We start from the raw sequence: 22,180 nt of genomic DNA, 5'->3' as shown, positions 1-22,180 counted from the left end.
TTTAATATTTTATAAATCTTATCGATTGTCCCCTGAGTAAAACGTATCTAATCTAGTCTCAATCTGTATCACTCAATCTTGGTGACTTTGTCCCCCTTGAGTCCCCCAGAGGTGCAATCTTGAAGAAAGAGCTTACCAACGCCTTCCTTATGAAGCTCAAGCCACCGACTGAGGGGCGGGACGAGATATCGGACACAAAGCGTACCGGGCTGAGGTTGAGGGTGTATCCTGCCCGCGCTGTCTGGATGTACGAAAAACGCGTGAAAAGTGGAGCGAAACGTAAGCACACTTTTGGCACCTATTGCACTTGGTCTCAGACTGGTAAGCGCGAAGATGGAGCGCTTGGGCTGGCTGAGGCGCGCGCACTGGCTCTTGAGATAGAAGCTGAGGCCGCGCGTGGCTTCGACCGTGTCTTACAGGCGCTGCAGACGCGCAGAGAGCAGGAAAGAGCCGCCGCCACTGCGCAAGCGCTGCAGGACGTGTTGGACGTGTACGACGAACTGCACCTTTCCACGCTGAAAAGGCAGGGTGAGCGAAAGCGCCAGCTTGAAGACGCGTTGCGCAGGCACCTTGCTCAACCCATTGGCGACCTGACACGCGCCAGCCTGCAAAAGCCGATAGATGACAAGGCCAAGGAAGGTAAGCTGTTCATGGCTAACCGCATCCGGGCCGCACTCAAGCACTTCACGCGCTGGGCTTGGCGTCGGGAATATCTGGAACAAGATATCGGGGATCGACTAGAACGAGCGACTAAAGAGCAAATCCGGGATCGTGTTCTCAGCCTAGATGAAATCCGAGCCATATGGAGCAAAACCCACGAACTCGGGGATTTATGGGGTCCGCCAGTTCGGCTCTTGATGCTGACGGTTCAGCGACGCACTTCGATAAACAACTTGCGCAAAAGCGAATTGGAGCTTTCAAAAGCACGCTTCAAAAAGGCTGTTTCTCAGGAAAAGAACGACCGGGGGCACATAACGCACCTTTCGGCCCCGGCGCTGACCGAAATAAATGAGGTTTTGCACCGCCAAGAGAATGCAAAGGCCGAGGCCAAAAGAGGTAAAATGCCGGGTAAACCCCCTGCTACATCTGACCTCTTGTTCACCACCACGGGCCGTACTCCAATTTCTGGGTGGAGCAAGATGAAAGCACGTCTTGATGTGCTTCTTGGCGATGATTTCGAGCCTTGGCGGCTGCATGATTTCAGGACTGCATTCGCAACGCACATGGCCGAGCGCGGTATATCGGAATCTGTGGTGGATCGTGTTTTGAATCACGCCGCCTCGGCATCAAAAGCCAGCGCCGTTGCCCGTGTTTACAATCAAGCTGAATTGCTGTCACAGCGCGCTGTGGTGTTAGATCAGTGGGCGGATTTGGTGACGGAAGCATCTAATTCGAAGGAGACTTCAAAGACATGACTTCTGATTTCGAATCAGCGGTCAAGTGGCTAGATAAGCAACTTGACCATGTTGTAGTTGACGGTCGCTTAGACTTTCCGCCTACCACTTTTGCCGACATAGCTGTTTCTTGGGCTACTAACGCCAAAACGGCGAGAGGTCCCGATGGCGCTATCCGCTACGAGATTTCCGATGAGGTCGCAGAAGTACTCCTTTCGCTGTCCGGAGAACACTATCAGTTTTACGACACATGCATTCAAATCTGTGCCTTGCACGTTTCAAACGGCTACCCGCTTCCCCATGCGTTACGCTTATTCGCTGGAACAGCTTTGGCTGGCAGAACTCCCCGTCCTACGCCACCCCATCGAGAGCGGAAACGGAATTGGCTGGAACAAAAGTACCTTCACACTCTGTGCCACCAAACTTCCAAGGATTTTGACCTATTTTTGACCAACAATGATTTCACAGCCAGAGAGGGAGCCTGTGATGCTGTAGCGTTGGCCTTGCGTCAAAAAGGGGTGAAAAAAAATTCCAAAGAATTGAGAGATTTACTGACCCACAAAAGCAAAGAACGACTACGTTCTGAATTTGATGCTGCAGATAGATTGTATTCTCTGTCATCGCCCAAAATTTTGAATGCCCTAAATCCAGAGTTTGTAGATGAGCAAGAGCGCTACGCTGACAAGGTCGAAGCACTTATTCTAAGTACAATTCCAAACAACTGAAAACAAAAGGTGGGGGCTTCTTACGAACCACATTTCTTAGAACTTATTGTTTTCGCACTGTAATATCAACACGTCGCAAACAACCGCGAGGTGTTGAAAATGAACGCTGACACAGTAGACCGCCTTCTTTCGGTGAAAGATACCGCAGCCATTCTTGGTTGCAGCGTAGCCACTGTTTGGCGCAGAGCCGCAGCAGGCAAAGTCCCACAGCCGGTCAAGATGGAAGGAACCACGCGTTGGTCCGAATCCGAAATCAACAGTTTTGTTGAGGAAGCCAAGGCAAAACGATTCACCGCCTAAAAGAAGCCCCCAACCCGAGGCACGGGCGGAGGCAAAATCTTTTAGGTGGTACTGAGAGAATAGCCGAAAGCCCGATGTCTTTCAACAAAAGAAGGACAATAAATGGTTACTTTTGAGCAATGCCAAACAATCAAAACCGAACTCCCACCGTCAAACGCATTGCGCGTCTATCGCTGGGCAGACCTTCCCAACTTGACGGCCCCAGCGCTGTACCGGGTGACGGATCCTGGTCAGGAACCGCGTGAAATCTACGCGTCCAAGCACAAGCGCCAGGTCCTTGAGGGCTTAATGCGCTCGCCATTGTACGCAGCGAGCTATTGCCGCCTGTCAGACAAAGTGCTGCCCCTCCGTCGTGACGACGGCGTAAACATCGAATGCAAGCTGTATGCCAATGACCCAGAAACGGGCCGCGAGCGCTTCGGGATTTATTTCCTCGTCAGCAAAGTTGAGAGGATCGAGACGCAGGGAGCAGCGGCATGAGGACCATTGAACTGCAAACCCGTACCATTCGCCGCAAACACGGTCTGTCAGAGGCTGCAGCTCGGCTAATTGCAACATTGCACTTTGGGGAGGGCCGCTAATGGCCCTCATTTCCCAAATCCACAAAAACAGCCGCGAGGAATACCGTGTCAGCCGGGATGACTTCCGGGGGAACGCCCTCAATAACATCCGCGTCTACTTCATCTCCGAGGACGGCGAGATGCGCCCTGGCAAACAAGGTTTAGCCTTCAAGGCTGAGTTGTTGCCCGACTTCATTGACGCGCTCAGCCAGGCGGAGGCTGCTTAGATGGGGCGCGACAAGAAAAACGAGCGCCGTGGTGAACACTGGACCAAGATGGCGCGAAACATGATGGAGGAGCCCGCTTGGCGGGCCCTCTCATCAACCGCGCAGGCCCTGTACCCGTGGCTCAAGCTGGAATGGAAAGGCCCGGACAGTAACAACAACGGTAGGATCAGCTTGAGTGTCCGGCAGGCCGCAGAGTGCCTTGGTGTGACACGCAACACAACTTCGAACGCCTTCCGCGAGTTACAGGCCAAGGGCTTTATCGCAGTCACCCAACCACCCAAACTGGGCGATAGTGGAGTGGCGTCTTCACCGCTGTTCGAACTGACCGAAATCTCATTACCAACCGCACGAGGTGAAGCTGGACGCAGGCTATACAAGCAATGGTCAGACGGTTCGGATTTCCCGGTCGTTAAGGCTCCTACTCACAACCCCAAAGGGACCAACGGAAAAGAAAAACCCCGTCATCAAAACCGTGACGGGACCGTCGTAAAATTTGTGACGGGAACAGCAGAGGCGGCACAAAAATGATGACGGCCCGTCCCAAAAACTGTGCCGAGAACACCCCATTTTGGCGGGTCTCCCGTCCCAATAATGATGACATCCTTAGTCTACCAGGGGGTCTGGGGGAAACGGACACCTTCTGCACCAACAATCCAACAAGCGAGGCATGAGCATGACGGATGAATCTGACCGTAACAACGGCATGACAACGGACGAGCGAAACCCGGACGGCACCTTTGCCCCCGGCAACTCTGGACGACCCAGAGGGGCAAGGCATCGTATCACAAGGGCAGTTGAGGAGCTGCTGGAGGGCCAATCTGAGCAAATCACCCAGAAAGCGGTTGAATTGGCGCTGGAGGGCGACAGCACAGCCCTGCGTCTCTGCCTGGAGCGGATAGCACCGACCAGAAAGGACGCACCGGTTAGCTTTGATCTTCCACCAATCAGATCCGCCGAGGATGCCTCAGAGGCCGCTCAGGCGGTGCTACAGGCTGTTTCTCAGGGTGAGGTAACGCCACTGGAGGGGGCGACGGTCATGGGCCTGGTGGAACAATTCCGGCGGGTGCTGGAGACGACTGAACTTGAGCGTCGGATCACGGCATTGGAGGCAGCAAAATGAATATCCGGAACAGACTGGCGGCTTTGGAAAGCAGGGAAGCTGTAAGCGCCGTAACGACGTCGGGCGCGTCGGACCACCTAACCAAGCAACTGCAAAACACCGCAGAACGGATGCGAGACATTCCATTGGTACAATTGACGGCTAAGGCATCCCCCGTCGAGGTTGCAGCCCTCATTCTGGATGGCCGGGTGGACGACGAAGTAGCACGCCAATGCGTCCAACTTTCTAAGCAATCAAACTCCAGTGCCATTCTTTTCAAAGCAATTCTGGAGGCAGCCGGTTGTTCCGGCACAACGTCAGTTGAGGAGGCGTAATATGAGTATCAGGCGTCGATTGAACAAACTGGAAGCGAAATCGCCCAGCATTCCGGATCACCCCATAGTTTTCTATGAGATTTCCGGCATCAAGAAAGGCACCGAGGAAAGCTCTCGAGTGGTGGAACGAGCGCCCGGACCTGCAAGGGTCTGCGGACTTGGCCTTGGTCATATCTATCCCAAAGACGGCGAAACCCGAACAGAGTTCAGACGGCGTGTCTATGCTGTTAGAGCAGGTGGTAAACTCATTGAATACATGACCGATGAGGAGCGACTAAAGGCATTCGCTGCTGCGGAACTTGAATTTGATAGTGGCAGTCGAGAGCATAAGTAGGCGTATCAGCAAACCCGAGCATGTCGCGGTATACAGCGCACGAGTTGGGGTGAAGCCGTGAGCATCAACTAACAAATTGAATAATTGAGCAAGGCCAACAACCAAGGTGGTTGTTTGATTTACCGTGCTACTCCGGTTCCGAACGTGCTGAATTCAACGGTCATGTTTAACTCAAAGATTGAAGGCGGAATTTTGATGGCAACGCTATCCGAGAAGTTCCCCAACTCCACGAAACCGGGTTCCGAGACGTATACGTCTGAGGACAGGTCGCCGTTAATCAACGCCTCCTGGCCCTGCGGGGCGTAAGCGCTTGTCGCGAAAATCACACCTAACTGCGGGCTGGAGACAATAATCTCGTAACCGGCACCGCCAACCGTTTCAGGAACGTCTGTCGTCGATAGTTTAAGTCCTTCGATGTAGATATCGAACTCCAGAGTTGATGTTTCTTCGGAGCTATCCGACACCGGCCTTATGAACCTGAACTGGGACCTTCGGGTAGTCCGGAAGGATAGAGATTTTACCTCTTCCTCCGTCACGTTCGCGTGGTAGTTCACGTTCTCGTATCTCAGTTCAACTCTTTTGCCATCTTCCGCAGATTCAAAGCTGACGGTTTCCGTCATATCGAGGCCGTCTGGAAACTCGTGTGTCGGCCTTACGTCATCAGGGATGTTAATTGAGAACGTACAGAGTTCGCCCGCACCACAGTTCTCCTCGTCTTCTCCCCACTTCAAGCAGGTATCCCAGCACGAAGGCAGTTGTGGCTTATCATCATCGTCATCGCCGGATATTTTATCATATATCCAGGCACCAACTATGCTAGTACCCAAGCCAATGGCGATTGAGGTTATTATTGGTTCGTCAGCACGCGACTTGCTTGCTCCCGAAGCCATCAGTGCCGGTAGTAGAATTGCGCTTATGATAACTGAACTAAGTTTCATTTTGGTCGCTCCTTTGAATCAATCCATTCGGCCTAATTGAGCAGCCCACCAATGCCCCATTGTAACACAAAACAAATTTGAATGTTGTCGCCCGTGAATCCCCCCAGTCGCCGAAAAACGTCTGGATTGGACCAATATCACGAAAGCTACACTCGATACCCGGCAAGATCCCATGTCGCCTTAATGGCGGCCCGTCGACCGGCATTAGAGCGAAAGATGGCCGCCAGCTCATTGAAGAGGCGCAAAGCGCCACTGGGCCGTGTATCGCAGTCGGAATGACTAGGTCTGGCTACCTCAAGGTTGCCCTAGGTATTAGGCGTCCTTGGTGGCTACCAGTTTAAAGGGAAGCATCGCGAACCCTCGTTCATTTCGCTCAAGCCTGACATTGAAACCGTGCGCAGTCATGGATGCATGAAATCGCTGTTCCTGCGCTAGTGATAGTCCCTCCGTCACCCCGCTTCGGGTGCACCTACGGCATATCGCAATGCCCCATTCGTTTCGCCCGAACCATGGGGAATTCTCTGAAATCGCGCAGTCACACAGATGGCATCTACTGTAACTAGTCATAGTGGTCTCCTTGATACTTCAAGGACCACAGTTTCAGAGTCGGATTGAACGCCAAATGCACTAGTGGGGCATGTTGCGACGCGCCGAACTCGTACCCCCTCATTGAAATCGTAAATCCCCATCAAGGCGCGCCGCACCTCACTTCTATCTTTTCCGTTTGTTCAGATTGCGTCCATGGGGTGAAAGGTCCAGTTGCATTATGACATTCAAAAAACGCAATTCAGTTTTCCAGCGGATTTTTGAAGGGCTCGTGGGGCAGCACGCCGAACTCAACAACCCCCTCATATCCGGCTGGAGAAACCGGAACGCGCTAAAATCAACACGTGCCGCCCACGGTGAGAGGATTGCATTGTGGCGAAATTGTGTCCACCACTCGTTGCGAAACTTACTGTTTACTCTTTGGAAACAAACTATTTCTTCGAAGCTTTCTGGTCTACGGGAATTCCCCAATTTCGAAGGTTGGGTGCCCAAGGTAATTTGCTTTCAACGGATCAATACTACCACTCCGGAAATACCCCTTGTGAGAGAGGGGCTGGCTTTTACCCCCTCGTCCAGCCCCTCGCTCCACCCTCACTTTCTATCATTTGTGAAACGGCGGGAAACGCCCTTGAAGCCACTATGGGCGCGGTTTCATTGTACCACACTTCTCAGATTAGTTCTAATCGCCTTACCTCAAGAACTTACTGACAACAGCCAAAAGCTTTGTAGAAACTAGCCTATGGTAAACGGCTGTCGTTTGGTCGTTTCAAGGTTACTCGTTACGATGAGGCCAACCCCCTCACAGTAGGCTAAGCCTGAGATGTTCGAGGTCGTCCATGTCGCCGATGACTTATGTCATTTTAGTTCCGCCCACCCGGGCAGCTTTTCTGGAATTGGAACATCATGCTGTTCCAACCATTCTTTGAAGGCTGCCCAATGGTCTTGTGGTCCTGGCACATAGCGTCGTGAATGAAGGTCATGAATTTGGCTCTCAAGACGTGCCCACCATTGCGACTTAAGACTTAGCTTGTGAGCTATCGCCCATGCGCGTAATGCCTCATGCCAATCTTCGATCCGGCGGGCTTCTAGTTCCTTGTAAAGGTCGAAGGGGATTCTTGTCGGCCATTCACCCATAGGGAACAAATATCGAACATACGCGACTTGTCCAAACATATTTTCACGCCTACCGTCGTCAATATGTGCAACCTGTATTCGAACACCATTCCGGCAGACGCCATGCGCCAGTTATTCGATGTGGCAATCGAGCGCGACCGGCTGGGGAACGCTGAGCCGCTCCCTGCCATTTATCCAAAACACATGGCACCGGTTGTTAGGAGCGCTGAGGATGGCGGGCGAGAACTGGTTCTTCTGAGTTGGGGCTTTCGCACCACCAAGAAGTCAAAGAAGACTGGGGCCGTTATCCAGCCCAATGCCTGGAACAACGCTCGAGACGACAAGGTGCGTTCAAGCGGGCTTTGGAAAGGAAGCTTCGAAGAAAGGCGTTGCCTGATTCCTGCCACCTCCTTTTGCGAGGCCAAGGGACGCAATCCTGCGACCTACCACTGGTTTGCCCTCAAAGGGGATCAGAGCCGCCCTCCTTTCGCTTTTGCTGGAATGTGGCAAACGTCTCGTTATCAAGGCAAGGAAGGGCCAGAAGAGGTGGCCACCTACACCGTCATTACGACTTCAGCGAATGAAATTGTTAAGCCAGTGCACCCGCAAAGAATGCCGGTGATCCTAAAGCCAGATGACTATGAACAATGGATGACGGGAAACCCAGAAGAAGCATTTGAGCTACTGCAACCTTACAGTGCAGATGACATGCGCATCGTTCGCACAGGTGAGAGTGAGAAGTCAGATCCGCTGGCCTAAACGCCTCCGTTTCGAAAGGTTGCCGACGGCCTTTCGCCTGACAACACGTTGCCTATGAACTCTCAAGTTCTGAATGCAATCCGTCCAGTTGGTCTACGTGGTCTGTCATTTCTTGGTCTTGATGGTCATCATCGACCCTTCTTGCTATCGCCTCATCCTTCAAGCCAATCGTAGCCGCAAAAAAGCTGGAAGCTGCCAGTGTGGGAACGACCCAAACCATTTTGTCGCTCAAATAGGCCGCTGTGTACGACGGAACCAAAACGACAATAGCCTTCAATACAGCAGATTTAAGGTGTGTTACTTCCAAATTGCTTCCCTCATCGCGGACTCACTTTTCCGCCCTGCACAAACTTTGCGGCTTGTCCAGGAACTGACTTGTCTCGCTTTTTCTTGATTTTTAACTTCTTACCCTTGCGGACCATCTTCCGTTCGTCGGAAGTCAGCCACTTTTCTTCCATTCTCTTAACTTCAGCTATTCGTTCAGCCTTGCTTTTGTTTTTATTCATCTTGTCTTCACTATCGCGCCCGGCAGTAGCTAGCCCTTCTGAGCCGTGATTTAGCCGCTGAGGTCTCCAAATGCCTGTATCGGCCCCCAGAGTACCTAGCACAGTCTAGCGCGTGTCCTGCAGCGATTACAGCGGCACCTATGTCCTGCCCATCGGCATAACAAACCCCAACCCATCGGTCATGGGTGCGTTCACCGTTCAGTTTGCATGAAATGGATTTGCCGCGAAGATAATTGACCATCCAGCGCTTGGCATCCTGACCGGATCGTGTACTGAGTTCCGGGGCATCAACGCCGTTCAGCCTAACCGGGGTGCCGTCAACAACGATGGTGTCTGCATCGCGAACGTGAAGGGAACTGGCTTGAGCGCTTATGGCTTGCAAGGAAAAGACTAAGGCGGTCAGGGCGTATTTCATAATGCTAGATGTGGAGGGTTTTGCCAATAAATCAGTCGTCTAGAGAAATCTTCGGTGCTTTCTTGTAGCTAGCTTGCATGAGAATAGTGACGTCTGTTATCGACGCTCGACGAAACAGATTTCTTCCGCACCATCAGGACCTTCCGACTTTTCATAAATAAGTATCCATCCCTCTTTTTGACTGCCATTGTGCCAATAACGGACTTTTGCAAATTCTCCAGCTTGTGCAAGAAGAATTGCTTTATTGTCATTTACTAGGCCGCCAACTGGCTCCAAGCCCCGTACCGGTTCGGGAAGAACCTTGAGTCCCTTCGTTGTACCCACGATTTTTATTGGAACCGGAGCGGGGTCCAGTTTATCGAATAGGCCTATATCCGGGCATATCGCAGTTTCGACTGTCTCGCCGGTCGAGCCTAAGCCTGGGTCGTAACGATCCAAAAGGTCAAATGTGCCATTTAGGGCCGTTACGGCTGTAGCATACGCCATTCCCACTGCTGCGAGTATTCCCATTAAAGCTTTTAATTGGCTTCTCGTCGGCTTTGCTTCCGTCTCAGCCTTCGATCCGCTGCCCGCGTTGAAGTTGTAATTTTCTAAAAATCTAAGAGCGCGCTCATGACTTTCCTGATAGTTCCGCACTGGTGATTTTTCAAAGTCGCCGGTGAAATATGTTTGCATCAGCGGGCCAACTGAATGCAGTTGTTGGATAGCCGCTAAATCATCATAGATTTCAAGAGAGTATCTGAAAGGGGCTGAGTAGGGATCTTCTTTAGCTTCACGGACTGTGAACTCGGGAGGTTGACCGCCGCCCGCATCACCATCTGCCCCAACACCAGCGGGAATTTTTTGGGACGCATATTCAAGGGCATATTGCCGAACGACTTTTTGGATGGCTCGAGCTGGCTGAACTAGTGGCTCGATAATCGTTTTACGCATTCGCACCGACAAAGGAACGGTGTGTGTTTTTGGAATGCTTGACGCGTCCCATGCCTGAGCAAGGCCGGACATAAGTAAATTCTCTGTCTGCTCAGAGAGAACAGGCAGTCTTGCTAACGCCGGAACATCGGGAAAGGCACGCAGCATATCCGCGCGAAATGACTTGAGGGAAACGCTCATACGAATAACCCATTAAAAATTCGTCGTATTCGTATCATATCACAATTGGTTCAGGCTGTCAGATTGAGACCGCTGCACCCTCTTAGCGTCCACAAGAACTGCAACGAATTGGCTCTGCTTTGCGCTTTCCGTTTGGCTAGAAATCCTGCGCTATCGACAAGGCGAATTCTCAATCTGGCATGAGGCACTAAAGCAACTCAGTTCACGTCAGAGTTCCAGTTTTGTTCTTGCGTCGCGTGGGGTAATATGTTACCCCTATGGTAGCAAATTGAGGCCGTCGAAAGAAGCGCAAATGAGCGTCGAAATAAGAGAAATGATAGCCGCAGCAGATAAGGCAGGCCAGGAATCCCAAGAGGTCTATCGGTGGCTAAACAGCGACCGTTCGAAACCCCTGTCACCCGAGTTGAAATCCCGGCTTGTGAGCATGGCAGCGGACAAGCTCGGTGATGAACTTGCCGCCAAAACAATGGACGAAATAGCAACTCAAAGGACGCCGGAGGCGATGCAATGAGCAGAATGCAAGCGAGTATTATCCTAGCAGGCCGTCAGCCCGACACAATCAACGCCTTTGCACAAGGACAGGCCGCGCGCGCCGCATCGGACGAATACGCCAGCCGGAACGCAATGCGGAACCTGTTTCAGACGCAGGGCCAGAACATCATGGCAGGCGACCCAGGCGCACTGAATGCACTGGCGCAGCACAATCCTGCATTGGCCTTGGAGATCCAGGGGCAGAAGCAAATTCAGACGCAGCGCAAGCAAGTCCAGGATCGGCTCAGCGAAGAAGAGCGCAGGAATGCAGAGGCTCACGTGGCGGAGTTGGACGCGGCAGAACGAGTTGCCAAAGCAGAGCGCATAGAGGCGGGTCTTAAAGCCGCGTATGGGGCGCAAACTCCCGAACAATGGGACACGATAGTTCGGCAGTTCGGCGCTCCTGAGCTTGTGGGTGAGTTTGCGAACAAAGAGGCTCACGTTCGGCGTCATATGGAGTTTGCGGAGATTTTGAATGCGGGTTCGGGGGAACAGGATTTCAGCAACTTCAAGGTGGTTGGTAATCAGCTTTATGACCTCAGCGCAGAAGGTGGCCCTGCCGTTGTCGGCAGCAGTCGGCAAGAACCGGGTTTCAGCGTTACGACACCTGACGGGACAGTTGTGCAGCATGGCTGGCAAGGCGACACGCCTCCGGGCCAAAACCCCGATGCCACCGGCACCCCGCGCAACCCGACCCAGTTGGGCAAAGAGCTTTCCAAAAAAGACGCTGCGGCCCTTGAGGAAATCAATGCAGCAGGGCGAACGGCAACCGACCTTGAAAGCCTCGCAACCCAGCTTGAAACCGTAGCGCCGCAAGTTGGCTACACCGGACCCGGAGGTCAAGCTTATGGTTTCGTTGATGATGTTGTCGGCATCCTGCCCGGTGACAGTGGCGCAAGAGGTGCGTTCAAGTCGCTGGCGATGGAAGCGCAGTTGACCTTTACGGAAAAAACCAAGGGGGCAATTACGGATCGGGAAATGGGCATGTTCCGCGCAGCCGTTCCCAACCTCGGCCAGACTGCCGAAGGCAATGCGGCCATTGCTCAAATCATGAAAGCCGGGGCTGCCCGGGCGCAATCCCGCGCCGCGTTCTTCGAGAATTGGGCGCGCAAACATGGCAGCCTCGAAGGCGCGCAAGAGGTGTGGTCGGAATACATGCGGGACAATCCGCTTATCGCTGAGGACGGTAATGGTATCAAAGCCAACCCAGAGGGCGATTGGAAAAGCTATCTGAGCCGCCAGCCCGCCATGAGCTATACGCCAGAAAACATAATGCGGATGGACGCCACAGGGCTGGCGCAGATCCCGATTGAGAAACTGACCGGGCCGCAACTTGACGCCATGGAACGCCGTTTTCAGGAGTTGAACCGATGAACGGCGACATTCAGCAGCGCATTGCCAACCGTCGCGCCGAATTGGCCCAGCAGGGCAACATGGCGAACATTCAGGAGCGGATTGCCAAGCGCAGGCAGGAGTTAACCGGCGAAGTCGTGGCCACGACTGATGACGGTGGGCAAGTGTTCAAACTTGAGGATGGCTCGCTTTCGTTTAAATCCCCCGGCTACGCCACCAATGACCAAGCCCGCATTGCGGAAATCATGGAAGGTGCAAAGCCGGTGGACCTGGTGCAGCGTGACCTTGACCATGAGCGCATCTCCAAAAATCCAATCGCCGCTCGTGCGCAAGAATTTATTCAGGGCACCCCGCTAGTCGGGGAATGGGCGGATGAGGCTGTCGGGGTGGTTAGCCCGCAGGCAGCGGAAAACATGCGTCTCACCTCTGATGCAATGGAACGCAAATATCCCGGCCAGTCTCTGGCACTAAACGTTGCTGGCGGCGTTGCCACCGCGATTCCGCTAGCCGTTGGTGCGGGTGGTGCCAAAGCCGCAGATTTCATTGCACAAGGCGCAAATTGGCTCACACGTGGCGCTCGGGCTGGCATGATTGCCGCCCCAGCCGGTGCTGTCGAAGGGGCCGCAAGCTTTGCCGGTCGCGGGGATCAGGGCGAACGATTGCAAAACGCCGCTAAGGGGGCAGCAATCGGCGGCACTCTCGCGGCGTTCCTCGGACCGGTGGCCTCCGCCACAGGTGAGCAGGTTGTGAAAATCGCTAAGCGGGTCAAGAAACTGGACATCCGTACAATCGCGGACGAATTCGGAATTTCACCAGCAGCGGCACGTATCGTTAAGCAGGGCATTATCAGCGATAATCTGGACGAAGCACAGGCCAGACTTGCCCAATTGGGTGAAGATGCGCTGTTAGCCGATGCAGGGCCGTCTACGGGCGCTCTGCTGGACGCAGCGGCCGCCACAGGCGGAAAGGCCCTAAACGCCGCCAGAAACGCCGCAGACGGGCGCGCGGCGCGTGTTGGAAAGCGCCTGCCTCAAGTCCTGGACGGTGTGTTCGGCAAATCCAAGGGCATCAAGACCGCTGCCAGGGAAATCTCACAGGGCACTGCCTCCGCTAGACAGAGGGCCTATAGCGCGGCCTATTCCCAACCGATTGACTATTCAGGCACCCACGGGCGGCAGATTGAATCCGTTCTTTCACGCATTCCGCCCCGCACGCTCAGATCCGCGATTTCCGAAGCGAATGAAGCCATGACGGCCAACGGCCAACGCAATCTGCAAATCATGGCTGAGATTGCCGACGATGGCAGCGTGACCTTCCGGGGGATGCCCAACGTTCAACAACTGGATGAAATCAAGAAGGCTTTGGATAACATGGCGCGGGAGACCGTTGACCAGTTCGGCAGGCTCACCTCAGCGGGTCTGAGAGCGCGTAAGCTGGCCGGAGAGCTACGGGAGGCCACAAAGCAAGCCGTTCCACTCTACGGGCGCGCTCTGCGCCTGGGCGGTGATAAGGTTCAGCAGGACGAAGGCTTGGCGCTTGGTAAGAAACTCCTGTTCAAGGGAACCACGGTGGAAGATGTTAAGGCCTTTCTGAACCAGGGCGTGTCCAATGAAGCGCGTCAGGCCGTAAGGCAGGGCGTGAGGGAGAGCATTGAGCACAATCTTTCCAATGTGCGCCGCACCATCACCGACCCCAACACAGATGCCCGAGAGGCAATGCAATTGGTCAAGGAAATGTCAAGCCGCGCCAATATCGAGAAACTGCGGCTGGTTCTTGGCGGACCCCGTGCGGATCGGCTGTTGAACGAACTGGACCGCTCAGCAACTGCGCTGGAGCTTAGGGCGGCAGTCGCACAGAACTCCAAGACGGCAATTCGTCAATCCATTCAGGAACAGGTAGCAGACGAAACCGCACCCGGACTTATTCGGAGGACGACCGGCAATTTGGGCAACCCACTGGATGCGGCGCGGGAAGTTACACAATCCATTGCAGCGATTGACCCGCGCAGTATGAGCGCGAGAGAACGGGGCATGTTTGCGGAAATCGCCAAGGCCCTGACGGGGATCAAGGGCAAGGACGCGCAGGACGCGCTTAAGGCCGTCAGAGAGGCACTAAACGGGCAACCGCTCAAAGACGCTCAGGCCCAGCTTATCGGGCGTGCGGTTGCCGGTGCTGGCGCTATTGGTCTGTATCAGAGCGCCAAGCAGCCCCTAGCACGCACACCGTTCCGCTGAGACAGGCGACAACAAAGGGGACCATGCCGAACTGATGATAAATCTGCATGTATCCCCAGCCAATGGCGAGGACAGTAATTGGGCTGCAAAGCAGAATGAGGATGACGGCAAAATTCACAAACAATCTACGCATAGAAACAAGATAGGGGCATGCAGTTTCCCAGTCCAGACAGGAGCCACAACATGACCAGCCAAACCAAGATTTGCGGAGCCAGGGCCAAGGGCGGCGTATGTATGGAAACGCCTGTCTCGGGCAAGTCGCGCTGTCGCTTGCACGGAGGGCTATCAACCGGAGCGAAAACCGCAGAGGGCCGCAGACGCATCTCTGAGGCCAATGTAGCCGCTTGGGCAGAGCGAAACCGATTGATTGAACTGGCGCGGTCTCTTGAGCAAACAGCAAGTTAAATCGGATTTCCCAACAATATCAAAGGCTGTTCCCGGATAAGGTACAGAGATGACCGACCGTGATAACGCGACAATTTGGATTGAAGAACTGAACCCACCACAAGTGCGGCTCAGCTTCACCCACTTCCCTTGGCAGAACGCGCACCGCATTGCAGAGCGAGCCACAAAGCTGGCCCAGAACTATTCCAAGGGCTGGCACTGCGCCTACTGCGGCAATCTCATGCCGGTGTGGAAGCGGATCGATGCCAAGTATTGCAAGGAAGGTTGCCGCAAGATGGCGGCGCGGAAAAAACGCCTAAAGTAGGCGAAGATAGATAATTGCTTTCCATTATGCCTGACAAAATTGCGCTAGCAAATCGGGCCGGTGTTCCGCCTCCCGCTCTAGCGGTTAGCCGCCGTTAGGTTGGGGTTGGCCCCCAGGAGCAGCCATGTCTGAAACTAGGTATCAAGCTCTATTGCTACTCTCCATTGTTACAGAACAACTCGCGCAGAACATCTACCGCCGCTGACATGCGCTTGTCGGCAATTCTGTAGTATATTCTCCTTCCTTCACGCCTTGACGAAATCATTCCTTCCAACCGCAGTCGAGCAAGGTGTTGTGATACGTACCCTTGGCGCATTATGAGTGCTTCTTGGATTTCAAGTACTGATTTTTCACCCAGAGTTAAGAGACAAAGTATCTCAAACCTTCCCTCGTGAGACATCGCCTTAAAAATGCGGCAGGCATCAGCAGTATAGCTTTCCGTCTTAGCATCCATAGCTTCCGTCCTTGCTGCGAGCAGTAAACCTTCGCTCGTCTAAAAATGGACTTTGAAGCGGGAGTCTTTAGATGTCTATAGTGACCGCTTACTCAGAATTAAAAGCAGTACCACGCTTCTGAAATCGAAGATGCAGCTAAGACACACGACTCAATATTGTCTTTCTCCGAAACCGCGTCTTCGTAATCAGAAACTGCACGCTCATATTCTGAGAACAAGTTTTGATAGTTTTCGCTGAGTTCGTCAGCATTCTTCCGAAGCGAGTTATACCTGTCTACCAGGTCGTTGTGTTTGTCTCCTAGTTCACTATGACTGTCTGCTAAGCTGTTGTAATCATAAACTAAGTCATCATACTCTTCGGCAAGGTCGGTTAAGTTGGACTTACAAGTAAACCCCTCATAGTTGCAGGCATATTGGTCAAAGCAAACTGAGAACTGGTCAACGCACTTCCCTTGCGAAGTGCATACTTTGTCTCCGTAGTCCAGGCATGCAGGTTGACCAAAACTGCAAGAAAAACTCTGTGCATAAGCGAATCCGGAAGATACCAACCCAACCTTGAGTGATAGCATTGCGATTGCAAGAAATGCAGGTCGCTTCATCATTGACCATTCTTCCTGACCAAAACCACACCAACGCCATTGGCCGTGTCCCCTTCGTCCAGAAACTGAATGCCCTTTGACGCTAAGGCTTCTTGAATTGTCACTATTGCATTGTCCGAGGGGAATGGTGAGCCAGATCCTTCCGCCCGTTTGACAGTCATCGAAGAGACCCCCGCAGCCTCGGCAAGAGTTGCTTGGGAGATGTCCAGTAGCCCTCTTGCGGCTCGAATTTGGCCGGAGATAAATTTTTGCTCTTGTTCCAATTTAGAACATATCCTATGTTACTTTTTGGAACATTAACACAACCGGAAAGTATAGCAATGACCGAACAACGCATTCACACGAACGAAGCTGGCGTGTGCCACAATGAGTTCGACACGGCGCAAGCCCGCGCGGAATTCTTCGCTGGAACAATCGGGAAAGAGGCTCCCGCTCGCCTACTGAGTGAGGATGGCGCGCCATCGCCCGAGTTGATGTCGTTCTGCATGGAAACTGGCATGTCACTGGATTGGGTCTTTCTGGGCGACCTTAAAGCCATGATTCGTGCGACTTATCGACACCAATGCTCGGGTGCGCGGTCAACTTTGCCTGAGCGGATTTGACTTAAAAGGACTTCAAGAGGCGGTTGCATAGCTTCACTTATTTCACCGCTAGGCGCGGCTTCATCTGCGCCTTTTTTCATTCAGGGGTTTGATATGAACTATTATAGCGCAAACCGGCAATGGTCGGACCAGTTCCTGCCTGAGATAAAGAGCATCATCGGCAATCACATCCTACAGGCCGCACCCGATCCATTGGACCATTTCCAGGCCACGGATTTGTTGATGCTCGATGCAAAGGACATGCGTATCGCTGCCAGGGTGAGGCGGCACGGCTACGCGGCAAGATACCCGCATCATTTTACCATCAGAGCCAAGCTGCCAACAGGCGCTGAGACGGAGCTATCCAAGATTGTGAACGGCCATGGAGACTGGATGTTCTACGGCCACGCAGGACCTGACGGGCAGGTTATTGAAAGTTGGTGGCTAATCGACCTACGGGCGTTCAGGGCGGCACTGATCCGGCACAGGACGACAGGAACGAACCTGCGTTTGGGGGACAAGCGCAACTCGGACGGCACTTGCTTCAAGTGGTTCGATATCAGGTCGTTTCCGAAGGATCCGCCGTTGGTGGTCGCTCGGGGGTAAAGCATCACATTCTTATTCCAGTTGAGATTCACATGGCACCAATCTGTACTCCATACTCAAGTGTCACTTGATTATAGGCATCAATGCTGGCAGCTAGTGAATCCAAACTTGATTAAAACAATCTTGCTAAGAAAGAACCGTCGAAGATGTCGCGACAGTCTGGGCGTTATATACAACAAATTGAAGGTTACTCAGCATTTGTACCATTTGACCTACCTCCTGAACCACCAGTTGAATTCGATGATGAGATGCAGGGGCTGCTCTCTCGAGCAGATAGGGCGTTAGGAAGACTAGACGGTTCAATTCAATCACTGCCGAATCCAGATTTGTTTGTTTTTATGTATGTCCGAAAGGAGGCTGTGCTTTCATCCCAGATTGAAGGCACCCAGGCGTCCTTGGGGGACATTCTAGAAGTAGAAGCAGAAATTTTTGACCCTACTAGACCCAACGATACCGAGGAGATTCTAAACTACGTAAGGGCAATGAATTACGGTCTAAAGCGTCTAGATGAACTGCCAATGTCTCTCCGTCTCATACGAGAAATCCACGCGCGGTTAATGCAAGGAGTGCGAGGGCAGCACGCTACGCCAGGGGATTTCAGAAAGACGCAGAATTGGATCGGCCCTGAAGGAGCGACGCTCAAAAACGCAACGTTTGTTCCTCCACCCCCCTCAGAACTCTCCCGACTACTCGGCAACTTGGAGACTTACTTCCACGAAAGAAGCTCTACTCCACTTCTAATCCGTGTTGGACTGATCCACGCTCATTTCGAAACTCTTCACCCCTTTCTCGATGGCAACGGAAGGATGGGGCGTTTGCTAATTGCTTTCACTCTGTGCGAGCAGGAAGTTCTCTTACGTCCTGTACTGTACTTGTCTCACTACTTGAAAAGGAACAGAGCTGAGTATTACGACCGGTTACAAGCCGTTCGAACTGCAGGTGACTGGGAGGGTTGGCTGAAGTTCTTTTTGAAAGGCGTGGCTCAAGTAGCGAACGAAGCTACAGAAACAGCTCGTGACATTGTTCAAATGCGAGAAGCCCATCGGCAGATGATTATCGACGACCTTGGACGTGGTGCTGCTAACGGTCTAAAGCTTTTGGAGTCACTTTATCTCCGCCCGATTTTCATGGTCACCAATGTCGCCGAACTCCTAGAAATATCACCGCAGGCGGCAAACAACATTACGGACCGTTTCCTTGGAATGGGATTAGTTACAGAGACAACAGGCCAAAAAAGAAATCGCGTTTTCAGGTACGATCCCTACGTGGCTCTCTTTGCGGATTAGAACGTAACTCGAAAACTAGTAAGGTAGTTCGCATTTGGTGGAAACGCTTATCATTTGTCCCCCATTTGTCCCCCAGCAGCGCGACGCGACGCATCCCAGGCTGAACTAAACGAGCGATGCGTCCGACAAGTCATTGATTTGTATTATAAAAAGTGGTGAGCCGTGCAGGATTCGAACCTGCGACCCACTGATTAAAAGTCAGTTGCTCTACCAACTGAGCTAACGGCCCACTCTTTTTTGGATCTTGCCGATCCGTGGCGCTCTTTAAGTCAAGTTCCCGGTTGGGTTCAAGACCTTTTTTGCACCTCGTTCCGCTTGAAAAATCAGTGTTTCAGGCGACCCGATAGGCGGCTTAATTAGGCAGGTGGCGCAGGGGGGTCAACCCCTTTTTTCACGAATCTTCCCGTCAGACTGGATTCATGTCCTGTGCGGGGTTATATGCGCGCCATGCAGCTGAGACTCGATACCGGATTGCCCTTCATGAAGATGCACGGGCTGGGAAATGACTTCGTCATTCTCGACGCACGTGCGGTGTCGGTGGAGATGACGCCCGCCCTGGCGCGGGGAATCGGGCATCGTCAGATGGGCGTGGGTTTCGACCAGCTTGCCGTCATTCAGCAAGGTGAAGAAGACGCGCATCTGGTGTTTTACAATGCAGATGGGTCGACGTCTGCGGCTTGCGGGAATGCCACCCGCTGCATTGCCCGGTTTCTGATGGAGGAGACCGGAAAATCCAACCTGACCCTGACAACCGAACGCGGTACGCTTGTTGCGCGTGAAGTGGGCGGCGGGCTGACTGCAGTGAACATGGGGCCTCCGCAATTGGACTGGCATGAGATTCCGCTCGCAGAAGAGGTCGATACGCTGGAACTGCCGATCGAGGGCAGCCCAAGCGCGACCGGTATGGGCAACCCGCATTGCACCTTCTTTGTCGAGGACGCCGAGGCGATTCCCCTGACGGAGTTCGGCGCGCGATACGAACATCATCCCCTTTACCCCGAACGCACCAATGTACAGGTGGTGCAGGTCATCGGTCCGGATCACTTGCGTATGCGCGTGTGGGAGCGTGGCGTGGGTATCACTTTGGCTTCGGGCTCGTCCTCATGTGCGACGGCGGTTTCGGCCGCGCGCCGGGGCCTTACGGGGCGCAAGGTTCAGATCGAACTGGACGGCGGAACAATCTGGATCGACTGGCGCGAGGATGGTGTCTGGATGACCGGGCCGACCTGCCATGTCTTCTCGGGTACGCTGACGCCTGAATTCCTGGGGTCGCTGGGATGAACCCGCCCAAGTTCACTACACTGGGCTGCCGCCTGAACGCCTATGAAACGGAGGCGATGAAAGAACTGTCGCGGGAGGCGGGGCTGACAGATGCTGTTGTCGTGAACACATGTGCTGTCACGGCCGAGGCGGTGCGCAAGGCCCGGCAGGAAATCCGCAAGCTTCGGCGGGAAAACCCCAATGCGCGTCTGATTGTCACCGGTTGTGCGGCCCAGACCGAGCCCGAGACATTTGCCAGTATGGACGAGGTCGACGCGGTGATCGGGAATACCGAAAAAATGCAGCCCGCTACATGGAAAAGCATGGCTGCCGACTTCATCGGCGAGACCGAATCCGTGCAGGTCGACGACATCATGTCCGTGACCGAAACCGCGGGGCACCTGATCGACGGGTTCGGCACACGCTCGCGCGCTTATGTGCAGGTCCAGAATGGCTGTGACCATCGGTGCACTTTCTGCATCATCCCTTATGGCCGTGGCAATTCGCGTAGCGTGCCAGCGGGCGTCGTAGTCGATCAGATCAAGCGGCTGGTGGAGCGGGGGTATAACGAAGTTGTCTTGACGGGTGTTGACCTGACCTCGTGGGGGGCAGACCTGCCGGCGCAGCCCAAGCTGGGCGATCTGGTGATGCGCATCCTGAAGCTGGTACCGGACCTGCCGCGCCTGCGGATCAGTTCGATTGATTCCATCGAGGTGGATGAGAACCTGATGCAAGCGATCGCGACCGAGCCGCGCCTGATGCCGCATCTGCACCTGTCGTTGCAGCATGGCGACGATCTGATTCTCAAACGCATGAAACGTCGCCACCTGCGCGATGATGCAATTCGCTTCACGGAAGAGGCCCGCAAACTGCGCCCCGATATGACTTTTGGCGCCGATATAATCGCGGGTTTCCCAACCGAATCCGAAGCGCATTTCGAGAACTCGCTGAAGCTGGTCAAAGATTGCGACCTGACCTGGCTGCACGTCTTCCCGTATTCCAAACGCGATGGCACTCCGGCGGCCCGAATACCGCAGCAGATCAACGGCAATGTCATCAAAGACCGCGCCGCCCGTTTACGCGCGGCAGGAGCGGTTCAGGTCTCCAAACACCTGACCGCCCAGATCGGCAGAACCCATCAAATCCTGATGGAGACCCCGAACATGGGCCGGACCGAGCAGTTCACCGAAGTGACGTTTTCCACACCGCAAACCGAAGGCAAGATCGTGACCGCCACCATTAGGGGCAACACGGACACTCAACTGACAGCCTGATCCGCTTTTCATCTGGCCAGAAATATCCCGGGGTTGAATTGGCCGCAGGCCAAGAAGGGCTGGCCCCTTCCCTCAGGCCACAACAAAAAACCCCCGCTGCCAATGTCGCGGGGGTTTCTTCGTTCTTTGCGGGTCAGCGCTTAGTGCAGCTTCTTGCCTTTGTGGGGTGCCCACAGCCGCTTGTTGACCAGATACAGCAGGACCGACAGTACGGACAGGAACAGAACGCCGACGAAACCGGCATTCTTGCGATCCATCATCTTGGGCTCGGCGGTCCACATCAGGAAGGCGGCGATGTCCTCGGACATGGCTTCGACGGTGGCAGGGTGGCCATCGGCGAATTCCACCTGATCTTCGGCCAGCGGCGGTGCCATCGAAATCCAGCCACCCGGGAAGGCGGTGTTTTCGTACAGAACCGCACCTGCCTCTTCCTTTTCCTTACCGGTATAGCCATCCAGCAGCGAGGCGATGTATTCCGCACCACCCATGCCTTTGACCAGCTGGTTGATGCCCAACCCGTAAGGGCCGTGGAAGCCGGCACGGGCCTTAGCCATCAGGCTCAGGTCCGGTGCGCCAACGCCGTCATTGGCCGGGAAGTGGTCCGTCGGGATCGCTGGACGGAAATCGTCAAGCTCGGGATCGAACACTTCAAAGTTGCCAGCCGCATAGGCGATGACTTCTTCTTCCGAATATCCCAGCGCCTCAAGGTCGCGCAGGGGTACGTATCTCAGGCCGTGGCAGGCCGCACAGACTTCAGTGTAGACCTGAAGACCACGCTGCAGCTGGTTTTGATCCCAGGTGCCAAAGGGGCCTTCGAACGAGAAGTCGAAGTCTTCGATGTGCTGCTCGCCGCCACCTGCCGCGAAAGACGCAGCAGGGGTAAGGGCGATGGCAAACGCGGCACCGATTGCAAGTTTCTTGAACATGTT

Annotated in this window: 29 protein-coding genes and 1 tRNA gene; 20 read left to right on the top strand and 10 right to left on the bottom strand. The window is 53.9% G+C overall.

Going from position 1 to position 22,180, the window contains the following annotated elements; genetic code table 11:
• Nucleotides 1-119: 119 nt before the first annotated feature.
• The 9 genes from ACR0J2_RS17345 (at nucleotide 120) to ACR0J2_RS17305 (ending at nucleotide 4,974) form a co-directional block, all read left to right on the top strand.
• Nucleotides 120-1,415, top strand: a complete 1,296-nt coding sequence (locus tag ACR0J2_RS17345; protein WP_480813380.1) for a tyrosine-type recombinase/integrase — start codon at nucleotides 120-122, stop codon at nucleotides 1,413-1,415.
• Complete coding sequence (locus ACR0J2_RS17340; RefSeq protein WP_480813379.1) at nucleotides 1,412-2,119, top strand: hypothetical protein; 708 nt, start codon at nucleotides 1,412-1,414, stop codon at nucleotides 2,117-2,119. Before ACR0J2_RS17345 ends, ACR0J2_RS17340 begins: the two co-directional genes overlap by 4 nt.
• Nucleotides 2,120-2,218: 99 nt before the next feature.
• Complete coding sequence (locus ACR0J2_RS17335; protein ID WP_480813378.1) at nucleotides 2,219-2,419, top strand: helix-turn-helix transcriptional regulator; 201 nt, start codon at nucleotides 2,219-2,221, stop codon at nucleotides 2,417-2,419.
• A gap of 102 nt (nucleotides 2,420-2,521) precedes the next feature.
• Entirely contained in the window at nucleotides 2,522-2,899 is a 378-nt protein-coding gene (locus ACR0J2_RS17330) for a hypothetical protein (protein ID WP_480813377.1), read from the top strand.
• Between the two features lie 100 nt (nucleotides 2,900-2,999).
• Nucleotides 3,000-3,206, top strand: a complete 207-nt coding sequence (locus ACR0J2_RS17325) for a transcriptional coactivator p15/PC4 family protein (RefSeq protein ID WP_480813376.1) — start codon at nucleotides 3,000-3,002, stop codon at nucleotides 3,204-3,206.
• Complete coding sequence (locus tag ACR0J2_RS17320; protein WP_480813375.1) at nucleotides 3,207-3,734, top strand: hypothetical protein; 528 nt, start codon at nucleotides 3,207-3,209, stop codon at nucleotides 3,732-3,734.
• A gap of 145 nt (nucleotides 3,735-3,879) precedes the next feature.
• On the top strand, nucleotides 3,880-4,326 hold the full coding sequence (locus ACR0J2_RS17315; RefSeq protein WP_480813374.1) for a DUF5681 domain-containing protein: 447 nt from the start codon (nucleotides 3,880-3,882) through the stop codon (nucleotides 4,324-4,326).
• Complete coding sequence (locus ACR0J2_RS17310; protein WP_480813373.1) at nucleotides 4,323-4,640, top strand: hypothetical protein; 318 nt, start codon at nucleotides 4,323-4,325, stop codon at nucleotides 4,638-4,640. The genes ACR0J2_RS17315 and ACR0J2_RS17310 overlap by 4 nt, the downstream gene beginning before the upstream one ends.
• 1 nt (nucleotide 4,641) lies before the next feature.
• Nucleotides 4,642-4,974 (top strand): hypothetical protein, encoded by a 333-nt coding sequence (locus ACR0J2_RS17305; protein WP_480813372.1) that lies wholly within the window; start codon nucleotides 4,642-4,644, stop codon nucleotides 4,972-4,974.
• A 119-nt stretch (nucleotides 4,975-5,093) separates the two neighbouring features.
• Here the strand turns inward: ACR0J2_RS17305 and ACR0J2_RS17300 are convergent, their stop codons facing one another.
• Entirely contained in the window at nucleotides 5,094-5,912 is an 819-nt protein-coding gene (locus tag ACR0J2_RS17300) for a hypothetical protein (protein ID WP_480813371.1), read from the bottom strand.
• A 1,401-nt stretch (nucleotides 5,913-7,313) separates the two neighbouring features.
• Complete coding sequence (locus ACR0J2_RS17295) at nucleotides 7,314-7,631, bottom strand: hypothetical protein (RefSeq protein WP_170612064.1); 318 nt, start codon at nucleotides 7,629-7,631, stop codon at nucleotides 7,314-7,316.
• 24 nt (nucleotides 7,632-7,655) lie between these two features.
• Between ACR0J2_RS17295 and ACR0J2_RS17290 the strand changes: the two genes are divergently transcribed.
• Entirely contained in the window at nucleotides 7,656-8,330 is a 675-nt protein-coding gene (locus tag ACR0J2_RS17290) for an SOS response-associated peptidase (protein WP_480813370.1), read from the top strand.
• Between the two features lie 317 nt (nucleotides 8,331-8,647).
• Here the strand turns inward: ACR0J2_RS17290 and ACR0J2_RS17285 are convergent, their stop codons facing one another.
• From ACR0J2_RS17285 to ACR0J2_RS17275, 3 genes are all read right to left on the bottom strand, one after another.
• Nucleotides 8,648-8,836, bottom strand: coding sequence for a hypothetical protein (locus tag ACR0J2_RS17285; protein ID WP_480813369.1), 189 nt, complete (start codon nucleotides 8,834-8,836; stop codon nucleotides 8,648-8,650).
• A gap of 10 nt (nucleotides 8,837-8,846) precedes the next feature.
• On the bottom strand, nucleotides 8,847-9,251 hold the full coding sequence (locus ACR0J2_RS17280) for a thermonuclease family protein (protein ID WP_480813368.1): 405 nt from the start codon (nucleotides 9,249-9,251) through the stop codon (nucleotides 8,847-8,849).
• A 96-nt stretch (nucleotides 9,252-9,347) separates the two neighbouring features.
• A complete protein-coding gene (locus ACR0J2_RS17275; RefSeq protein ID WP_480813367.1) occupies nucleotides 9,348-10,364 on the bottom strand; it encodes a hypothetical protein in 1,017 nt (338 codons plus the stop codon).
• A gap of 292 nt (nucleotides 10,365-10,656) precedes the next feature.
• Here ACR0J2_RS17275 and ACR0J2_RS17270 point away from each other — a divergent pair, with 292 nt between their 5' ends.
• From ACR0J2_RS17270 to ACR0J2_RS17250, 5 genes are all read left to right on the top strand, one after another.
• Nucleotides 10,657-10,875, top strand: a complete 219-nt coding sequence (locus ACR0J2_RS17270; RefSeq protein ID WP_480813366.1) for a hypothetical protein — start codon at nucleotides 10,657-10,659, stop codon at nucleotides 10,873-10,875.
• Complete coding sequence (locus tag ACR0J2_RS17265) at nucleotides 10,872-12,269, top strand: hypothetical protein (RefSeq protein WP_480813365.1); 1,398 nt, start codon at nucleotides 10,872-10,874, stop codon at nucleotides 12,267-12,269. The genes ACR0J2_RS17270 and ACR0J2_RS17265 overlap by 4 nt, the downstream gene beginning before the upstream one ends.
• Nucleotides 12,266-14,482 (top strand): hypothetical protein, encoded by a 2,217-nt coding sequence (locus tag ACR0J2_RS17260; protein WP_480813364.1) that lies wholly within the window; start codon nucleotides 12,266-12,268, stop codon nucleotides 14,480-14,482. Before ACR0J2_RS17265 ends, ACR0J2_RS17260 begins: the two co-directional genes overlap by 4 nt.
• 150 nt (nucleotides 14,483-14,632) lie before the next feature.
• Nucleotides 14,633-14,887 carry an HGGxSTG domain-containing protein gene (locus tag ACR0J2_RS17255; RefSeq protein WP_480813363.1) on the top strand — a complete coding sequence of 85 codons (255 nt, stop codon included), beginning with the start codon at nucleotides 14,633-14,635 and terminating at the stop codon, nucleotides 14,885-14,887.
• Nucleotides 14,888-14,936: 49 nt separating this feature from the next.
• Nucleotides 14,937-15,191, top strand: a complete 255-nt coding sequence (locus ACR0J2_RS17250; RefSeq protein WP_480813362.1) for a hypothetical protein — start codon at nucleotides 14,937-14,939, stop codon at nucleotides 15,189-15,191.
• A 154-nt stretch (nucleotides 15,192-15,345) separates the two neighbouring features.
• Here ACR0J2_RS17250 and ACR0J2_RS17245 read toward each other — a convergent pair whose 3' ends face one another.
• The 3 genes from ACR0J2_RS17245 to ACR0J2_RS17235 all read right to left on the bottom strand — a co-directional run bounded on the left by ACR0J2_RS17245 (nucleotide 15,346) and on the right by ACR0J2_RS17235 (nucleotide 16,507).
• Complete coding sequence (locus tag ACR0J2_RS17245; protein WP_480813361.1) at nucleotides 15,346-15,645, bottom strand: ArsR/SmtB family transcription factor; 300 nt, start codon at nucleotides 15,643-15,645, stop codon at nucleotides 15,346-15,348.
• A 98-nt stretch (nucleotides 15,646-15,743) separates the two neighbouring features.
• Nucleotides 15,744-16,247 carry a hypothetical protein gene (locus tag ACR0J2_RS17240; RefSeq protein WP_480813360.1) on the bottom strand — a complete coding sequence of 168 codons (504 nt, stop codon included), beginning with the start codon at nucleotides 16,245-16,247 and terminating at the stop codon, nucleotides 15,744-15,746.
• The gene (locus ACR0J2_RS17235) at nucleotides 16,244-16,507 is read right to left on the bottom strand and encodes a helix-turn-helix domain-containing protein (protein ID WP_480813359.1); all 264 of its coding nucleotides are present in this window, start codon (nucleotides 16,505-16,507) and stop codon (nucleotides 16,244-16,246) included. Before ACR0J2_RS17235 ends, ACR0J2_RS17240 begins: the two co-directional genes overlap by 4 nt.
• Nucleotides 16,508-16,564: 57 nt before the next feature.
• Here ACR0J2_RS17235 and ACR0J2_RS17230 point away from each other — a divergent pair, with 57 nt between their 5' ends.
• The 3 genes from ACR0J2_RS17230 to ACR0J2_RS17220 all read left to right on the top strand — a co-directional run bounded on the left by ACR0J2_RS17230 (nucleotide 16,565) and on the right by ACR0J2_RS17220 (nucleotide 18,717).
• Nucleotides 16,565-16,846 (top strand): hypothetical protein, encoded by a 282-nt coding sequence (locus ACR0J2_RS17230; protein ID WP_480813358.1) that lies wholly within the window; start codon nucleotides 16,565-16,567, stop codon nucleotides 16,844-16,846.
• 93 nt (nucleotides 16,847-16,939) lie between these two features.
• Nucleotides 16,940-17,431, top strand: a complete 492-nt coding sequence (locus ACR0J2_RS17225; RefSeq protein WP_480813357.1) for a hypothetical protein — start codon at nucleotides 16,940-16,942, stop codon at nucleotides 17,429-17,431.
• A gap of 146 nt (nucleotides 17,432-17,577) precedes the next feature.
• Nucleotides 17,578-18,717: a Fic family protein gene (locus ACR0J2_RS17220; RefSeq protein ID WP_480813356.1), complete on the top strand. Its 1,140-nt coding sequence runs from the start codon at nucleotides 17,578-17,580 to the stop codon at nucleotides 18,715-18,717.
• A gap of 153 nt (nucleotides 18,718-18,870) precedes the next feature.
• On the opposite strand, the gene ACR0J2_RS17215 is transcribed toward ACR0J2_RS17220, so the two are convergent.
• Nucleotides 18,871-18,946: transfer RNA gene (locus ACR0J2_RS17215), tRNA-Lys, on the bottom strand.
• A 209-nt stretch (nucleotides 18,947-19,155) separates the two neighbouring features.
• On the opposite strand from ACR0J2_RS17215, the gene dapF reads away from it, so the two are divergent.
• Nucleotides 19,156-19,998 carry a diaminopimelate epimerase gene (dapF, locus tag ACR0J2_RS17210; RefSeq protein ID WP_480813450.1) on the top strand — a complete coding sequence of 281 codons (843 nt, stop codon included), beginning with the start codon at nucleotides 19,156-19,158 and terminating at the stop codon, nucleotides 19,996-19,998.
• Complete coding sequence (gene mtaB, locus ACR0J2_RS17205) at nucleotides 19,995-21,251, top strand: tRNA (N(6)-L-threonylcarbamoyladenosine(37)-C(2))-methylthiotransferase MtaB (protein WP_480813355.1); 1,257 nt, start codon at nucleotides 19,995-19,997, stop codon at nucleotides 21,249-21,251. The genes dapF and mtaB overlap by 4 nt, the downstream gene beginning before the upstream one ends.
• 140 nt (nucleotides 21,252-21,391) lie before the next feature.
• On the opposite strand, the gene ACR0J2_RS17200 is transcribed toward mtaB, so the two are convergent.
• Nucleotides 21,392-22,177, bottom strand: a complete 786-nt coding sequence (locus tag ACR0J2_RS17200) for a cytochrome c1 (protein WP_170682650.1) — start codon at nucleotides 22,175-22,177, stop codon at nucleotides 21,392-21,394.
• Nucleotides 22,178-22,180 lie beyond the last annotated feature (3 nt).

This window comes from Ruegeria sp. CG4 (genome assembly GCF_056537185.1).
The sequence above is the reverse complement of the archived record's forward strand: the minus strand, read 5'-3'. Positions and strand labels throughout refer to the sequence as shown.

Bases quoted from the DNA above. Each gene is read 5' to 3' on its own strand.
- ACR0J2_RS17220 (WP_480813356.1), top strand. From the start codon at position 17,578: ATGTCGCGACAGTCTGGGCGTTATATACAACAAATTGAAGGTTACTCA.
- ACR0J2_RS17280 (WP_480813368.1), bottom strand. From the start codon at position 9,251: ATGAAATACGCCCTGACCGCCTTAGTCTTTTCCTTGCAAGCCATAAGC.
- ACR0J2_RS17260 (WP_480813364.1), top strand. From the start codon at position 12,266: ATGAACGGCGACATTCAGCAGCGCATTGCCAACCGTCGCGCCGAATTG.
- ACR0J2_RS17240 (WP_480813360.1), bottom strand. From the start codon at position 16,247: ATGATGAAGCGACCTGCATTTCTTGCAATCGCAATGCTATCACTCAAG.
- ACR0J2_RS17340 (WP_480813379.1), top strand. From the start codon at position 1,412: ATGACTTCTGATTTCGAATCAGCGGTCAAGTGGCTAGATAAGCAACTT.
- ACR0J2_RS17230 (WP_480813358.1), top strand. From the start codon at position 16,565: ATGACCGAACAACGCATTCACACGAACGAAGCTGGCGTGTGCCACAAT.
- ACR0J2_RS17290 (WP_480813370.1), top strand. From the start codon at position 7,656: ATGTGCAACCTGTATTCGAACACCATTCCGGCAGACGCCATGCGCCAG.
- ACR0J2_RS17225 (WP_480813357.1), top strand. From the start codon at position 16,940: ATGAACTATTATAGCGCAAACCGGCAATGGTCGGACCAGTTCCTGCCT.
- mtaB (WP_480813355.1), top strand. From the start codon at position 19,995: ATGAACCCGCCCAAGTTCACTACACTGGGCTGCCGCCTGAACGCCTAT.
- ACR0J2_RS17295 (WP_170612064.1), bottom strand. From the start codon at position 7,631: ATGTTTGGACAAGTCGCGTATGTTCGATATTTGTTCCCTATGGGTGAA.
- ACR0J2_RS17275 (WP_480813367.1), bottom strand. From the start codon at position 10,364: ATGAGCGTTTCCCTCAAGTCATTTCGCGCGGATATGCTGCGTGCCTTT.
- ACR0J2_RS17270 (WP_480813366.1), top strand. From the start codon at position 10,657: ATGAGCGTCGAAATAAGAGAAATGATAGCCGCAGCAGATAAGGCAGGC.
- ACR0J2_RS17315 (WP_480813374.1), top strand. From the start codon at position 3,880: ATGACGGATGAATCTGACCGTAACAACGGCATGACAACGGACGAGCGA.
- ACR0J2_RS17300 (WP_480813371.1), bottom strand. From the start codon at position 5,912: ATGAAACTTAGTTCAGTTATCATAAGCGCAATTCTACTACCGGCACTG.
- ACR0J2_RS17320 (WP_480813375.1), top strand. From the start codon at position 3,207: ATGGGGCGCGACAAGAAAAACGAGCGCCGTGGTGAACACTGGACCAAG.
- ACR0J2_RS17200 (WP_170682650.1), bottom strand. From the start codon at position 22,177: ATGTTCAAGAAACTTGCAATCGGTGCCGCGTTTGCCATCGCCCTTACC.
- ACR0J2_RS17335 (WP_480813378.1), top strand. From the start codon at position 2,219: ATGAACGCTGACACAGTAGACCGCCTTCTTTCGGTGAAAGATACCGCA.
- ACR0J2_RS17265 (WP_480813365.1), top strand. From the start codon at position 10,872: ATGAGCAGAATGCAAGCGAGTATTATCCTAGCAGGCCGTCAGCCCGAC.
- ACR0J2_RS17305 (WP_480813372.1), top strand. From the start codon at position 4,642: ATGAGTATCAGGCGTCGATTGAACAAACTGGAAGCGAAATCGCCCAGC.
- ACR0J2_RS17285 (WP_480813369.1), bottom strand. From the start codon at position 8,836: ATGAATAAAAACAAAAGCAAGGCTGAACGAATAGCTGAAGTTAAGAGA.
- ACR0J2_RS17250 (WP_480813362.1), top strand. From the start codon at position 14,937: ATGACCGACCGTGATAACGCGACAATTTGGATTGAAGAACTGAACCCA.
- dapF (WP_480813450.1), top strand. From the start codon at position 19,156: ATGCGCGCCATGCAGCTGAGACTCGATACCGGATTGCCCTTCATGAAG.
- ACR0J2_RS17330 (WP_480813377.1), top strand. From the start codon at position 2,522: ATGGTTACTTTTGAGCAATGCCAAACAATCAAAACCGAACTCCCACCG.
- ACR0J2_RS17310 (WP_480813373.1), top strand. From the start codon at position 4,323: ATGAATATCCGGAACAGACTGGCGGCTTTGGAAAGCAGGGAAGCTGTA.
- ACR0J2_RS17245 (WP_480813361.1), bottom strand. From the start codon at position 15,645: ATGGATGCTAAGACGGAAAGCTATACTGCTGATGCCTGCCGCATTTTT.
- ACR0J2_RS17255 (WP_480813363.1), top strand. From the start codon at position 14,633: ATGCAGTTTCCCAGTCCAGACAGGAGCCACAACATGACCAGCCAAACC.
- ACR0J2_RS17325 (WP_480813376.1), top strand. From the start codon at position 3,000: ATGGCCCTCATTTCCCAAATCCACAAAAACAGCCGCGAGGAATACCGT.